Source organism: Streptomyces sp. NPDC048411, from assembly GCF_040704695.1.
Classification (GTDB): domain Bacteria; phylum Actinomycetota; class Actinomycetes; order Streptomycetales; family Streptomycetaceae; genus Streptomyces.
The window spans coordinates 41229-54723 of the sequence record NZ_JBEZKL010000047.1; the positions used below are offsets into that span (position 1 = coordinate 41229).

14 protein-coding genes are annotated in these 13495 nt (G+C 67.9%); 8 read left to right on the top strand and 6 right to left on the bottom strand.

Going from position 1 to position 13495, the window contains the following annotated elements; translation table 11 throughout:
- The first annotated feature begins 93 nt into the window (after nt 1–93).
- On the top strand, nt 94–450 hold the full coding sequence (locus tag AB0915_RS18645) for an MBL fold metallo-hydrolase (protein WP_366692129.1): 357 nt from the start codon (nt 94–96) through the stop codon (nt 448–450).
- On the opposite strand, the gene AB0915_RS18650 is transcribed toward AB0915_RS18645, so the two are convergent.
- Entirely contained in the window at nt 409–1446 is a 1038-nt protein-coding gene (locus AB0915_RS18650) for an NUDIX domain-containing protein (protein ID WP_366692114.1), read from the bottom strand. The genes AB0915_RS18645 and AB0915_RS18650 overlap by 42 nt on opposite strands.
- Nucleotides 1447–1643: 197 nt before the next feature.
- Here AB0915_RS18650 and AB0915_RS18655 point away from each other — a divergent pair, with 197 nt between their 5' ends.
- Both AB0915_RS18655 and AB0915_RS18660 read left to right on the top strand, forming a co-directional pair.
- Nucleotides 1644–1820, top strand: a complete 177-nt coding sequence (locus AB0915_RS18655) for a hypothetical protein (RefSeq protein WP_366692115.1) — start codon at nt 1644–1646, stop codon at nt 1818–1820.
- 277 nt (nt 1821–2097) lie between these two features.
- Nucleotides 2098–2322 carry a hypothetical protein gene (locus AB0915_RS18660; protein ID WP_366138484.1) on the top strand — a complete coding sequence of 75 codons (225 nt, stop codon included), beginning with the start codon at nt 2098–2100 and terminating at the stop codon, nt 2320–2322.
- A gap of 1 nt (nt 2323) precedes the next feature.
- Here AB0915_RS18660 and AB0915_RS18665 read toward each other — a convergent pair whose 3' ends face one another.
- Nucleotides 2324–2590 carry a hypothetical protein gene (locus AB0915_RS18665; RefSeq protein ID WP_366692116.1) on the bottom strand — a complete coding sequence of 89 codons (267 nt, stop codon included), beginning with the start codon at nt 2588–2590 and terminating at the stop codon, nt 2324–2326.
- A 404-nt stretch (nt 2591–2994) separates the two neighbouring features.
- Nucleotides 2995–3633 carry a DUF1707 domain-containing protein gene (locus tag AB0915_RS18670; RefSeq protein ID WP_366692117.1) on the bottom strand — a complete coding sequence of 213 codons (639 nt, stop codon included), beginning with the start codon at nt 3631–3633 and terminating at the stop codon, nt 2995–2997.
- Nucleotides 3634–3972: 339 nt separating this feature from the next.
- Between AB0915_RS18670 and AB0915_RS18675 the strand changes: the two genes are divergently transcribed.
- The 4 genes from AB0915_RS18675 to AB0915_RS18690 all read left to right on the top strand — a co-directional run bounded on the left by AB0915_RS18675 (nt 3973) and on the right by AB0915_RS18690 (nt 7717).
- Complete coding sequence (locus tag AB0915_RS18675; RefSeq protein ID WP_366692118.1) at nt 3973–4257, top strand: hypothetical protein; 285 nt, start codon at nt 3973–3975, stop codon at nt 4255–4257.
- A gap of 145 nt (nt 4258–4402) precedes the next feature.
- Complete coding sequence (locus AB0915_RS18680; protein WP_366692119.1) at nt 4403–4732, top strand: hypothetical protein; 330 nt, start codon at nt 4403–4405, stop codon at nt 4730–4732.
- 79 nt (nt 4733–4811) lie between these two features.
- Nucleotides 4812–7442: a DNRLRE domain-containing protein gene (locus tag AB0915_RS18685; RefSeq protein WP_366692120.1), complete on the top strand. Its 2631-nt coding sequence runs from the start codon at nt 4812–4814 to the stop codon at nt 7440–7442.
- Complete coding sequence (locus AB0915_RS18690) at nt 7439–7717, top strand: hypothetical protein (RefSeq protein WP_366692121.1); 279 nt, start codon at nt 7439–7441, stop codon at nt 7715–7717. The genes AB0915_RS18685 and AB0915_RS18690 overlap by 4 nt, the downstream gene beginning before the upstream one ends.
- A gap of 160 nt (nt 7718–7877) precedes the next feature.
- On the opposite strand, the gene AB0915_RS18695 is transcribed toward AB0915_RS18690, so the two are convergent.
- Genes AB0915_RS18695 through AB0915_RS18705 form a run of 3 tightly spaced genes read right to left on the bottom strand, consistent with a single transcriptional unit; the run spans nt 7878 to nt 11021 of the window.
- Nucleotides 7878–8804, bottom strand: a complete 927-nt coding sequence (locus AB0915_RS18695) for a carbohydrate ABC transporter permease (RefSeq protein WP_366692122.1) — start codon at nt 8802–8804, stop codon at nt 7878–7880.
- A complete protein-coding gene (locus AB0915_RS18700) occupies nt 8801–9715 on the bottom strand; it encodes a sugar ABC transporter permease (protein WP_366692123.1) in 915 nt (304 codons plus the stop codon). The genes AB0915_RS18695 and AB0915_RS18700 overlap by 4 nt, the downstream gene beginning before the upstream one ends.
- 16 nt (nt 9716–9731) lie before the next feature.
- Nucleotides 9732–11021 carry an ABC transporter substrate-binding protein gene (locus tag AB0915_RS18705; protein ID WP_366692124.1) on the bottom strand — a complete coding sequence of 430 codons (1290 nt, stop codon included), beginning with the start codon at nt 11019–11021 and terminating at the stop codon, nt 9732–9734.
- Between the two features lie 267 nt (nt 11022–11288).
- Between AB0915_RS18705 and AB0915_RS18710 the strand changes: the two genes are divergently transcribed.
- Nucleotides 11289–13328: an NPCBM/NEW2 domain-containing protein gene (locus tag AB0915_RS18710; RefSeq protein ID WP_366692125.1), complete on the top strand. Its 2040-nt coding sequence runs from the start codon at nt 11289–11291 to the stop codon at nt 13326–13328.
- Nucleotides 13329–13495 lie beyond the last annotated feature (167 nt).

Sequence of the window (13495 nt, forward strand, 5' to 3'; positions counted from 1 at the left end):
CGAAGCGGCCGGAGGAACCTGGCGGCGCTACGCCCCCGGTGAACACGCACGGTGACCACAAGCCCTCAACAACCGGAGGAGCGCGAGTCCCGAATACAGGAGGTCGCCAGTTTCGCACCCCTGAAGCCGATCTCCCACGACGACGAACTCCCCTTCGACGGCGGGGCTCGCGTGGTCCACTCCCTCGGACACACACCCGGGTCACTCGCCATCCATCTGCCGCACCGTGACGTGCTGTTCACCAACGACTGCGTGGCCGGGGTGAGCCAGGTGATGCCGGGTGTCTTCAACACGGACCGGGCCGAGGCACTGGCGTCGTTCCGGCGGCCGGCGGCGCCGCCCCCGTCCACGGTCTGCTTCGGGCACGGTGATCCCCTCACTGTCGACGTCGCCGCCGTGCTGCGGGCGTCAGCCGACCGGGACTCCGGCCTCCAGATTGAGCACGATTGACCGCTCGCGGGCCCGCAGCGCCCAGCGGAGGCGCTCGTACCGGTGCGGCGGCAGCATCGTTGCGGCCTCCGCCTCGGTGACGAACCGCCAGCCGCGCAGTTCGGAACCGGGCAGCAGCAGTCGTTCGGCGTCCTGGCAGTGCAGCAGCCCGCCGTCGAAGAGCAGCCTCAGTCCTCCGTACCCGGGCGGGTGCGGCGGCTCCCAGTCGACGACGAGCAGGCTGGGGATCCGGTCGAGCTGAATCCCTATCTCCTCGGCCACTTCCCGTATCCCGGCCTGTGCCGGTGCCTCGCCGGGCTCCACCACCCCGCCGGGAAACTCCCAGCCGGGCTTGTACGTGGGGTCGACGAGCAGGACCCGGTCGTGTTCGTCGAAGAGCAGCACCCCGGCGGCGAGGGTCTCCGCGGTCGGCGCAGGCGTCTGCACGATCTCGCACACGGCGGCGGCACCGGTACGTACCGCGTCGGCGATGCGCTCGGCCGTCTCGTACGGGGTCAGCCTGCTGGTGTCGATGGTGTGCGCATCCGCGGTGATCCAGCCGAGCGCGGTCCGGTAGGGCTCGATGTGTTCGTACGCCCACTGCCGTATTCGCTCGCCGGCTTCCGGGTCGTCCGGTACTTCCTCACGGCCGGCGATCCGCTGCCGCAGGATCGTTTCCTCAGGTGAGAGCAGTACATGACGCACCGGAATGCGTCTGGAAGCGAGCCCTCCGAATATCTCGTCGCGGTACTCCTGTCGCAGCAGCGTCATGGGCACCACGAGCACCCCGGGCACCTCGGCGAGCAGAGCGGCAGCCGTGTCCACCACCAACCGTCGCCAGATCGGCAGGTCCTGGTAGTCGGTCACCTCGGCGAGCCTCTTCTGGGGCAGCAGGTACCGCAGTCCCCCGCCGATCAGTTCGGGGTCGTAGACGGTGCTGTTCGGGATCAGATCGATCAGTTCGCGCGCGGCGCTCGTCTTGCCCGCGCCAAACGCACCGTTGATCCAGATGATCACGGTTCCCCCTCTTCCGTAGCCCTCTGTGGCTTGCCCGCAACACCCTGCCGCGAAAACCCGGCTGTGGCGATGTTGTTGCACGAAAGCAGGTGCCGGACGCCCGTCGGCAGGCGTCCCACCGAACGAATCAGGCGCCCGAGCGGCCGTAACGGGGACGGCGGGGCGTCGTTGGAGCCGACGAGGCAAGGGGGTGCACGGTGCAGCGCACAGTACTGGAGCGGTTTCCCGCGGGAGGTCCGCGAGGCAGCTGGCCTGCGGAGGAGTTCGCGGCTGCGCGCCGGGGCGAGGGTGTGGCGGCCGAGGTCGTCATGGACCTGAAGGAGGACGCGTTCCTGGTGGTCGTACCCCAGCAAGCGGCGGACCGGGGCCAGTGACCCCGCCCCAACTGCACCGTGCGCCCCCGCACTGGTGATCACAAACATCTGGTCGGGCAGGCGCCGGCAGTTCTCGAGAAGTGACCAGGGCGAATCCGAGAGCGCCGGACCGCACAGCAGCGACCATACGTACCCCCAGGGCCCCTGCCGCCTGCTACGGAACATCGGCCGCAGGGACGGGGCAACCGGCCCACCGCCTGTACCCCCGGTCCTCGGGCACCACGCATCCGGACCAGCCAGATGCGCGCCGACCGGCATCCCGCGCCACCCTGGAACCATGGCGACTCCACCGATCATCGTTCACGCCCCCACACCGTCCGGCGCCAGGCTCGTGACCGTGCACATCAACGGCCGCGACGAAAGGCTCGGGCTCGCGCACAGCGACCGCGACATCATTGTGTTTCTCGCCGACGCCGGCATGGCGGACCCGGAGCGGGCCCTTGACACTCCCGCCCTGGTGGAATGGCAGGGCGCCGCCGCGCACCAGTACGAGGCCACCTGATTCAGGGTGTGTCTCCCCGCCAATCCCACTTCCGTGAATCGTCCGCCCGCGGCCCGTACTCCGACCTGCCACCCGGGCCGTGCATGCCGATCTCGGTCATCAGTGCGGCCCCGTCGGCGAGTGCCACCTCCGGCCAGCCCGTCACGTCGAGGAGCAGCCCGTCGAGCGGGCCGCCGACCAGCTCGCGATATGCATGCCCGGGCTGCGGACCCGGATCAGGATCGTCGTGGTCGGCGCCGTACACCCGCCGTCGCATGATTTCGTCCATGCAGGCAGCATCGCAGCCGCCACTGACACTGCCCACGCCTCACGGCGGCGGCGCTCCGGACGCGGTTGGCCGGATCGCCTTCTGACGCCGCGGTGGCCGGCTTCTGCAGCGCCACGCGTTCCCGCCGTGACACGAAGCCGCGATCGGCGGGGCCTCGCCGGGGCTCCTGACGCCCCCCGGCTGCCGGGGCACGGATGGCCGGAAACGCTGGAAGCCGCACCCCTGGTACGAGCAGTGGCCCGGTGAAACTCCTCCTCGCGGTGGCCGGTCCTGGCCTGATGGGGTTGTCCAGCCCGGCGTCACCGACGGTGACATGCTGTCCGGTCTGCAGAGAGGGTGCCCGCGCAAGCGCCGTGCCGCGGGCCCGAGCCTGATACTGCCCGTGCGTGTGTGAGAACCCGCGCTCAGCGGCCGCTACTCCTTGGCGTGCGACGGCGCAGCCACTCCGCGAAATTCCGTCGCGGAGGTCGGGCGATGATGTCGCCTCCGCGGGACTGTCCGGCCAGTTGCACACGCAGGGTAACGGGAGTGTCCGGGCCGGATACAGGCCGGATCTTGATGTCGCCGCTGCCGCGCACCAGGTCGTCAGTGTCGACTTCGATCCCCGGCCTGGTCACCAGGATCAGGTTTCCCCCGACTCGCAGGTCGACATCGATGTGAAGAGTGTTGTGGGTAATCATCGCGTCGGTGAAGTCGAGCTTCGCTTCGCAGAACATCAGCCGGATTTCCATGCGGCGCGGAACCAGCCAGCGGCCGGTGCGTGTGACATCGCCGAAACGCTGGTCGATCCGGACCAGATCTCTGGCTTGCGGAGGCATTCCTTCCGAGGGAAGGTCGGCGGTCAGTCCAGCAAGGTCGCCGGTGGTGCGGGCGGACAACGCAGCGTCCAAGCGCTCGTCCAGCTCAGCCGCGGTGAGCCGGCCGTCGCCTGCGGCAATCTGCAGGATCTCCACGACCTGGTCCCGGTCCCGGTCAGATGCCCGCAGCTCGGGCGTTGTGCCGTGCTCGGAAGAGTCACCACCTGACCTGAGTTCACCCATCATGCCCGCATTCTGATGGACAGCCCGGAGTCCCGCAACGTCATTGATCGCAACTGCGCGAGGGGCTGTCGGCGTACACGTGAACCGGGAGCAGCTCGTGTGTGGTGGGTGTCGACGCCGATCTGACCACCGTCGCGCGGCCCACCCTCAAACCCGAGTGTGATCACCCGGTGCAGGCAGCAACTCCGGCCCAGGGGCCAGAGCGGCGCCTTCTGGCGGTGGCTGCGGACCGTGGCCGTCCACGGGACCCGGCTGCACACACCGGACGAGCCGGCGACCACCTGACGCTACCCGAAACGGTCCGGTGCCCATCTGGAATTCGGCTACCCACTGCTGCGGCTCGTGGTCCTCATCGAGTGCGGCACCCGCGCTCTCCTGGCCGCCGCATTCGGCCCCGAGAACGACGGTGAACTCTCCTGTGCCGGACGCCTGCTGAACGCCCTGGACCGCACGATGCTCCTGCTCGCCGACGCCGGATTCAACGCGAACACCTTCGCCGCCGATGTCCACGCCAGCGGCGCGCAGTTCCTGGTGCGTTCCGCCAACCGCCGCATCCCCACTCCCTTCCAGCACCTTGGCGACGGCTCCTACCTGGCCCGAATCGGCTACCTGTCCTGGCCACCCTGATGACCGTCCGCGTCATCGAAGCCGAGGTCACCCTCACCCTGGCCGACGGCACCGTCTCAACCAGGAGGTCTATGCCCTGCTCACCACCTACCAGGCCCTGATCCGCTCAGCCGCCGACACCGCCTGCACCCTGCCCGGCCCGAGCATGGACCGCATCAGCTTCACCGTCCTGCGCGACACCGCCGCCGTCACCGTCGTTACGGGCACCGGCATCCTGCCCCCACCAGGCTCCGCCGACCTCGTCGGCACCATCGGCCGGGCCGCCCTCGACGCCCTGCACCCCGCCCGCCACCGGCACCGCGTCAAGGCACGCACCCGCAAGAACCCCACCAGCAAGTACGGACCGAACACCGGACAACAGCCCATGACCAGCCAGAACTACACCGTCCACGCCACCGTCACGTTCTTCGAACACGGACTCGCGAACCGCTCACGGCCGGAAACGCAGCGTGTTGGGGTCAGAGTTGACACTTGATCATGAGCTCAGTTGGATCATGGCAAAGTTTTTAATTGATCTTGCCTTTCCTATGGCTGGTCATGACCCGAGGATGTGTATGCGTACTTCGCGCCACAGACCTTCCAGAGCCATCGCCGCCGGCGGCATCGCCGCCCTGACGGCGGTCGCGCTGCTCGGTTCCACCCTGCCCGCCCTCGCCGCCACGCCCCCGGCCGAAGAGCCCGTGCGTGCCGCCAGTCCGATGGGTTCTCCGGTGACCGAGGCCATCACCGCGGAGTCCGCGCTGGTGGCCGCGCAGGTCAGCGACCGCCGAGTGGAGGTTCTCGACCGCCGTAGCGAGACCTCCACGACCTGGGCGAACCCCGACGGCACCCTCACCACCGAGCAGGCTGGCGGACCGATCCGGATGATCCGGGACGGTACGTGGGTGGACGTCGACGTCAACTTCGCGCGCAACGGGGACGGTACCGTGCGCGCCAAGGCGCACCCCGAGCACCTGAGGCTTGCCGGTCCCGGCGGAACGAAGGCGCGTTCCGCCAAGGCCGCGGCCGACGCCCCCGTCTCGCAGGCGCGGGACCTGGTCACGCTCGGCTCGGGGCGCCAGTCACTCAGCGTGCAGTGGAAGGGCGGCCTGCCCGAGCCGGAACTGGACGGCCACCGCGCGACCTACCCGCAGGCGATACCCGGCGCGGACTTGGTGGTCGACGCCACGCGCACCGGGTTTGAGCAGTACCTGCTGCTCAAGGAGAGCCCGGCCGACGGCTCGGCGCCCATGACCCTGCCGCTGAAGGTGCCGGGCCTGAAGGCAACCCAGCAGGACGACGGTTCGGTGTCCTTCACCGACCGGGCCTCCGGGGAGCAGGTCGCCACCATGCCCGCGCCCACGATGTGGGACGCGAAGGTCGACGAGCGCTCGGGCGAGCACACCCACACCGCCCGCGTCCCGATGACCGTGTCCCAGGACGGCGACACAGTCGAGTTGCGGCTGCGCCCAAACACGACGTTCCTGTCGGATCCGGCCACCACATACCCGGTGACGATCGACCCGGCCACCGACGTCCTGTCGGTCCTGTTCGACACCTTCGTCCAGGGCGGCACCACCACGGACCAGTCCGCCGACACCGACCTCAAGCTCGGCTGGCCCGGCGACTACTCGGGCACCACCAAGCGCACCGCCCGCTCCTTCCTGACCTGGGAGACAGGGCAGTTCGCCGACGCGCTGGTCACCAACGCCGAACTGGCCCTGTACAACTACCACTCGTGGTCCTGTGAGACGCGGGCCTGGGAGGTGTGGGCAGCGGACCCGGCCAACACGAGCACCCGCTGGACCAACCAGCCCGCATTGCTGCAGAAGATCGCCACCTCCACGCAGACCCGCTCCAGCACGTGCAGTAACGCCGGCTGGGTCAAGGCCGACGTCACCAGCCTGGCGCAGATCTGGGCGAGCGCGAAAGCCACGACCGGTTCGGTGGCCTTGAAGGCGACGGACGAGAGCGACACCTACGCCTGGAAGCGCTTCTACTCCTCCGAGTCGCCCGAGGACACCATTCCGCGGCTCTCGGTCACCTTCAACTACCGTCCCGTGAACGGATCCAACCTGCAGGCGGGCCCGCCCTTCTACACCGAGAACGGCATCTACAAGGTCAACAGCCTCACCCCGACGCTGCGGTTCACCACCGAGGACACCAACGCGGACGACGAGATCCAGGGCACCTTCGAGGTCAAGGACAAGGCCACGGGCGAGGTGGTGACCCAGTTCAACTCCGGCTTCGTGGCCAACGGTGCCACCGCCTCCGCGAAAGTACCCGCCGGAAAGCTCGTCAGCGGCAAGACGTACACCTTCCGCACCACCACGTACGACGGTGAGCACTGGGCGAACGGCTGGTCCGCACCGGTCACCTTCACCGTTGATACCGGCTGGACGCCCAGCGCCGCCATCCAGGCGATGGGTGCCGCCAACAGCGTCCTGGAGGCCTCCGACATCACCCCTGCGTCCAGCAGCAACAGCACCTACGCGGCCATCGCCGAGACCGAGACCGGAACGGTCACCGTCCCCTGGGAGACCAGCGGCACCATCCAGGTGAAGCCGGAGGACATCCCAGCCGTCGGCATCGGCCTCAAGGAGGACCGTCCGCGTGCGGTCACCATCAACGGCAGTGTGATCCACTCAGACCCGGCCGGCCCGGTCGACACCGTCGTCCAGCCCACCCTCAACGGCGGCAGCCGCACCCTGCAGGTCATCAAGAACGCCAACGCTCCCCACGAGTTCCGCGCGAGCGTGAACATTGCTGCGGGGTCCAGCCTGCGCCAGGAAGCCGACGGTTCCGTGGTGATCGTCAGCGCCAACCCGAACGAGCCGGTGGCCGCCATCGCCGCACCCTGGGCGAAGGACGCCAACGGCAAGTCCCTGGCGACCAGTTACCGCCTGGAGGGCGGCATCCTGATCCAGACGGTATCGTTCGACGCCAACACGGCCTTCCCCGTGGTCGCCGACCCCTGGTGGAACCCCTTCAGCTGGAACTGGAAGAAGATCGGCAAGGTGGTCAAGAACGCCGCCAAGAAGTGCGGGGTCGGCGCCCTCGCCGCCTATGTCCCCGTCCAGTCCCATCACGTCTCGGTCAACATCCAGCGCGCCCGCAACGGCCTGCGCCTGGTGAAGTTCGCGGGCGGTCCCTGGGGCTACGTCTCGATCGCAGCGGCCGGCTGCCTCGTCAACCAGCTCTCATGACGAGCGGTCCCCCCACCTTGCGCCTCCTCGCCCTGCTCGGCTTCACCGGGGCCGCGCCGACGCGCCGCCGTGGCGCGGTCGCGGCCGACCTGGCCGCTGCGGCGGTCACCGTAGTACTCGTCGCGCTCCTCGCGCGGGCCCTGCCGCTGCCCGGCTGGCTCGGCCCGCTGCTCGGCGGCTGCGTCGCGGTGGCAGCACTGCGCAGCCACTGGGGAAGCCGATTCGCCGGCCGGGGGCCGGACGGTCCGACGGAGCAAAGCAACGATCCTGCATAGGAGAGACGGAGAGACCAGAGGTAACGGCTCAGGCCACCCTGGCATCAGCCCGGGGTGGCCTGAGCCGCACCGCCTCACCACAGAAGCGGACGGCTTTCGGAGCCCACTCGCCGGGGCGCCCGGCACGCCCCGGCGCCCCGCATAACCACAGCTCAGCCCCCTACCCCTTCGTCGACCCCAGGGTGAGTCCCGCAATGAAGTGCCGTTGCAGAAGGAGGAAAACCAGGATCGTCGGCAGGGCCACCAGGATCGAACCGGCGGCCAGCAGGTTGTAGTCCGTGAAGAACTGCCCGCGCAGGTTGTTGAGGGCGGAGGTGATGGGCAGTTTGTCGCCGTCGGAGACGAATACCAGGGCCCAGAGGAAGTCGTTGTACATCCAGGTGAATTGAAGCGTGCCGAGCGCGGCAAGGGCCGGGCGGCACAGCGGCAGCGTGATCCGCCAGTACTGCGTCCAGACGCCCGCGCCGTCGACGACGGCGGCTTCCAGGATCTCCTGCGGCAGGGTACGCATGAAGTTGGCGAGGACGAAGACGCAGAACCCGAGCTGGAAGCCGATCTGGACGACGACGACAGCCCAGTACGAGTCGTACATCGTCATCGAGTCGGACATCCAGTACGGCAGCGGGATGCGGTTGAACGCCACGTACAGCGGGGTCACGATCACCTGCTGGGGCAGCAGGTTCCCGGCCGTGAAGAGCATCAGCAGCACGATCCCGCCGCGCATCTTCAGCCGGGCCAGGGCGAAGGCCACGAACGAGGCGAGGAAGAGGGTGAGGAGCACTCCCGGGACGGCGATGATCATGGTGTTGACGAAATACTTCGTCATCCCGGAGTCGGCAAACGCCTGCCGGTAGTAGTCGAACGACAGATGCCTCGGCAGCGAGAAGTAGCCGTACTGGGAGGTCTCGTCGTACGGCCGCAGGGAGGCGTACACCGCCAGCAGCAGCGGCGCGAGGAAGGCGAGCGAGACCGCCATCAGGAAGGCGTGCACGCCGAGCCTGCCCGGGCGGAAACCGCGGCGCACCACCGCGGGTGGCGGGGACGCGGGCTGTGCGGCGGGGCGGGCGGGGGCGGTGTCGACGGTCATCGGTTCTTCTCCTCTCGGAGCTCCTGCACCAGGTATGTCACGACGAATCCGAGGGAGACGGTGAGCAGGACCACGGCGATGGCGGATCCGAAGCCGACGCGGCTCGCCTCACCGATGATGTTGTCGGTGACGAGCACCGAGAGCAGTTCGAGTCCGTTGCGGCCATGGTTGACGGCGTACACGATGTCGAAGGCGCGCAGGGACTCGATGACGGTGATGACGCCGACGATGACGTTGACCGGCCGCAGCGTGGGGAAGACGATGCGGAAGAAGGTCTGGGCCTCGTTCGCCCCGTCGATGGCGGCCGCTTCCTTCAGCGAGGGATCGACGGCCTTGAGCCCGGCAAGGTAGAGGATCATCACGTAGCCGGTGTGCCGCCACGCCGCGGCGAGCAGGACCATCCAGATGTTGAGGTCCGGGTCGCCGAGCCAGTCGGTCGGCGACGCGGTGTCCCCGATGATCGCGTTGAGAGCCCCCTGGTCACGGGAGAAGATCAGCTGCGTGATGAAGCCGACCACGGCGAGCGACAGCACGACCGGCATGTACAGCGTCGACTGGTAGAAGCGGCTGAACCGCACGCCGCGGTCGATGAGTACGGCGAGGAACAGCCCGAACGGCGCGGCGACGAGCCCGAGGAAGGCCAGCCAGAGCAGGTTGTGCCGGGCGGCGGGCCAGAACTGCGGGTAATTGGTGAAGAGATTCTCGTAATTCTGCGTACCGACCCATTTGATGTCGCCGATGCCGTCCCAGCTGGTGAAGGAGAGCACGATCGAGGCGAGGGTCGGCCCCCACACGATGGCGATGTCGAGCAGGACGGGTATGCCGAGCAGCAGACCGATGACGGCGAGGTCGCGGCCGGAGAATCGCCGCGGGCCCCGCCGTTCGGTGCGCCGCTCCGAGAGGAACGACACGGTCGGTACTCCAGATTCAGTCGGAGGCGAAGATGGTCTTCTTCTGCCGCTCGATGTCGTTGACCAGACCGTCCACATCGTTCGGGTTGCTGATGAACTTCTGGATGGCCGGAATCATGACGGTCGAGGCGAAGTCCGGCCGGGTGTCGCGGTCCAGGAACTGGGAGATCTGCTTGGCACCGGAGACGAGCTCGACGGCCTTCTTCTGCAGCGCCGAGTACTGAGAGATGTCCGCCTGGTCGTTGACCGCGATGTTGTTGGGGTCGCTCTTGAGGTAGATGTCCTCGGCCTTGCCGGTGGCCAGCCACTTCACGAGGTCCTTGGCGCTCTCCAGCGTCTTCTTGTTCTTGAGGTTCTTCGACTTCTTCGCCAGCAGGAACCCGTCGATCGGTGCCTCGACGGCGTCCTGGCCGTGCTCCGGATTGATGACCGGGAACGGGAAGAAGTCGATGTCCTCCTGTTCGCCCTTGGGGAACTGGGCGCCGGGGTGCGGCAGCCCGAAGACCGCCATGCCGGCTTCCTTCTTCTGCAGGCTGGTCGCGGCCTCCTGCCAGGTGCGGCCGTTGGCGCCCTGCTGGCAGTACGGAAGGAGCCGGCGCCAGGTGTCGAAGACGTCCTTGACGCGCTTGTCCGTCCAGGCTTCCTCGCCGGCCATCAGGCTCTTGTGGAAGTCATAGCCGTTGGTCCGCATGTTGATGTAGTCGAAGGTTCCCATCGCGGGCCAGCCGTCCTTGTCGCAGAACGCGATGGGGTCAAGTTTGTCCTTCTTCATCTGCTTGGCGAGCGCCACGTACTCGTCGAGGGTCTTGGGCGCCTGGTAGCCGCGGTCGGCGAAGAGGCTCTTCCGGTGGAAGACGGCCCACGGGTAGTAGTAGTACGGCGTGAGGTACTGCTTGCCGTCCTCACCGGTGGACTGGGCCTTCAGCGCGGACGAGAACCCTTCGTAGTGCTGCCAGTTGTCGCTGATGTCGTGCAGCAGTCCCTTCTTGGCGAAGAACTGCATCCGGTAGCCGGCGAACCACATGAACACGTCGTCCGGATTGCCCTGCAGGTATTTGTTGATGTTCTCCTGGAAGGTGTTGTGGTCAACGGTGTTGACCTCGATCTTCCGCCCTCCGGCCTGCGCCTCGTACGCCTTGAACGCGTCGGCGAAAGCCTTCTTGGGAATGGGGTCGGACGAATTCGACCCCATGTGGATCGTCTTGCCGTCACCACCGGGGCCACTGCTGCATGCCGTGAGCAGCGAGGGAAGCGTGATCGCGCCCGCGCCAACCGCCGCACCACGCAGCAGATTTCGCCGAGACATCCGATGTCCTGCCACACTGCCGGGCATGCTTGACCTGTCGTACGACGAGTGCGCCATGACCCCCTCCTCCGGGATGCAACCCAACACAGCCGAACGTGCGATTGGATCACACCGCCAAGTCAGAGGAGGGTCAAGGGTTTTGACGAGATGCCGGACAACCTTTACCGCACCCCTTCCAACAGACTCCAACACGCTCTAACGTAATCGCGCGTCCCTGGCGTGAACATGATGTCATCCGATCTGGCACAAGCGTGGAGGCACGTTACGATGCGTCATCTTCCAACCCGTACGACCCGAGCAAGCGGCAGAACAGTCATCGGAGCGCTGGCCGCCGGTCTGCTCTGCGCAGCGGGCGCAACCGCTCCGGCCGTCGCGGACTCACCGACGAAGGCGGCTGCCGCAGCGGTCAGCCCGCAGTCCGCCAACGGGCTCGCACTCACCCCGCCGATGGGATTCAACAACTGGAACTCGACCTACTGCCGGGCCGAGTTCAACGAGGCGATGGTCAAGGGAATCGCCGACATCTTCGTCGAGAAGGGCCTCAAGGACGCCGGCTACCAGTACGTCAACCTAGACGACTGCTGGGCGAAGCCGCAGCGCAACGCGGACGGCAAGCTGGAGGCCGACCCGGTGCGTTTCCCGCACGGCATCAAGGCCGTCGCAGACTACGTGCACTCCAAGGGTCTCAAGTTCGGCATCTACACCAGCGCGGGCACCAGTACGTGCGCGCTCACAATGCCGGGGGCACTCGGCCATGAGTACAGCGATGCGCAGCAGTTCGCGGACTGGGGCGTCGACTATCTCAAGTACGACAACTGCAACAACCAGGGCGTCGACGCGAAGAAGCGCTATACGACGATGCGCGACGCACTGGAGGCCACCGGCCGTCCCATCGTCTACAGCATTTGCGAGTGGGGCGAGAACAAGCCCTGGGAGTGGGCCGCCGACGTCGGCCATCTCTGGCGCACGACGGGCGACATCAACGACAGCTGGGGCAGCATGTTGTCGATCATGAAGCAGAACCTGCCGCTCGCCGCCGCCGCGGGACCGGGGCACTGGAACGACCCCGACATGCTCGAAGTCGGCAACGGCGGAATGACGGACACCGAGTACCGCACCCACTTCTCCATGTGGTCCGTGATGGCGGCGCCACTGCTCATCGGCTCCGATCTGCGCAAGGCGACTCCGGAGACCTTCGAGATCCTCTCGAACCACGAGGTCATCGCCGTCGATCAGGACCCGCTGGGAAAGCAGGGCGTCGTGGTCTCCTCCGCCGGCGGGCGCTGGGTCGTCGCCAAGGAGATGAAGGACGGCAGCCGGGTCGTGGCGCTCTTCAACGAGACCGGGTCCGCGCAGCGCATCTCGACGACCGCGAAGGAGGCGGGTCTGCCGGAGGCCGACGCGTACACGATGCGCGACCTGTGGCAGCACACGACGTACAACACGGCGGGCGGCATCTCCGCGACCGTCCCGGCGCACGGCACGGTACTGCTGCGCGTCGCCGCCGACAGCAAGTGGGCCGCCTCCCCGCCGGCCGTGGAACTCGGCCTGAACGGCAGCCCGTTGGTGGATGCCGGCCGCAACGCGTCGCTGACGACGACGGTCACCGATCTGGGCCGTACGCCCGCCAAGAGCGTCTCCGCGGCGCTCACCGGCCCGTCGGGCTGGCAGATCAAGGCCCTGTCGCCGACCGGCACCGGCGTCGTGCCCACCGGCCGTGCACTGACCACACGCTGGCAGGTGACACCTCCCGCGGGCACGGCCACCGGTACGTACGATCTGAAACTCAGCGCCCAGTACCAGTCACCGACCGGGACGCGCGTGCAGACCTCGGTGCCGTTCCGGGCACATGTGGTGGTGGCGCCCCCGGCGGGCAGCAGCTATCTGAGCGATCTGCCGCAGCTCTCCGCGTCCAACGGCTGGGGTCCGGTCGAGAAGGACACCAGCAACGGTGAGAGCGACGCCGGCGACGGCAATCCGCTGACCATCGGCGGCACTGTCTTCGCCAAGGGACTCGGGGTACACGCGGACAGCGCCGTCGAGTTCTACGCAGGCGGTGCGTGCAGCGCCGTGACCGCCCAGGTCGGAGTCGACGACGAGACGGGCGCCAATGGCACAGTGGCGTTCGAGATCTGGGCGGACGGCACGAAGGTGGCGTCGACCGGGGTCCTGACCAACGCGATGGCCGCGCAGCCGATCACCGCGGATGTGAGCGGCGCGCAGGTGGTACGTCTGGTGGTCACCGACGGCGGGGACGGGATCAACTACGACCACGCCGACTGGGCGGACCTGCGGATCGGGTGCTGAGTCCGGCCCGGGTGCCGGGCCCCGTAGGAGGAGCGCCCGCCCGGTAGGGGGCCGGGCGGGCCTGGAGCCGCTTCCGGACGGGTGCGGGAGGGGCGCGGCCACCGGGCACGTCCGGCTTTCGGACCATCGTTCGGCTGCCGGACGGGACGGGTCCCCGTGCACCGTCC

Excerpts from the sequence above, each read along its gene's own strand:
- AB0915_RS18660 (WP_366138484.1), top strand. The coding sequence starts at position 2,098 with ATGGCGACTCCACCGATCATCGTTCACGCCCCCACACCGTCCGGCGCC.
- AB0915_RS18665 (WP_366692116.1), bottom strand. The coding sequence starts at position 2,590 with ATGGACGAAATCATGCGACGGCGGGTGTACGGCGCCGACCACGACGAT.
- AB0915_RS18670 (WP_366692117.1), bottom strand. The coding sequence starts at position 3,633 with ATGATGGGTGAACTCAGGTCAGGTGGTGACTCTTCCGAGCACGGCACA.
- AB0915_RS18680 (WP_366692119.1), top strand. The coding sequence starts at position 4,403 with ATGGACCGCATCAGCTTCACCGTCCTGCGCGACACCGCCGCCGTCACC.
- AB0915_RS18685 (WP_366692120.1), top strand. The coding sequence starts at position 4,812 with ATGCGTACTTCGCGCCACAGACCTTCCAGAGCCATCGCCGCCGGCGGC.
- AB0915_RS18690 (WP_366692121.1), top strand. The coding sequence starts at position 7,439 with ATGACGAGCGGTCCCCCCACCTTGCGCCTCCTCGCCCTGCTCGGCTTC.
- AB0915_RS18695 (WP_366692122.1), bottom strand. The coding sequence starts at position 8,804 with ATGACCGTCGACACCGCCCCCGCCCGCCCCGCCGCACAGCCCGCGTCC.
- AB0915_RS18705 (WP_366692124.1), bottom strand. The coding sequence starts at position 11,021 with ATGTCTCGGCGAAATCTGCTGCGTGGTGCGGCGGTTGGCGCGGGCGCG.
- AB0915_RS18710 (WP_366692125.1), top strand. The coding sequence starts at position 11,289 with ATGCGTCATCTTCCAACCCGTACGACCCGAGCAAGCGGCAGAACAGTC.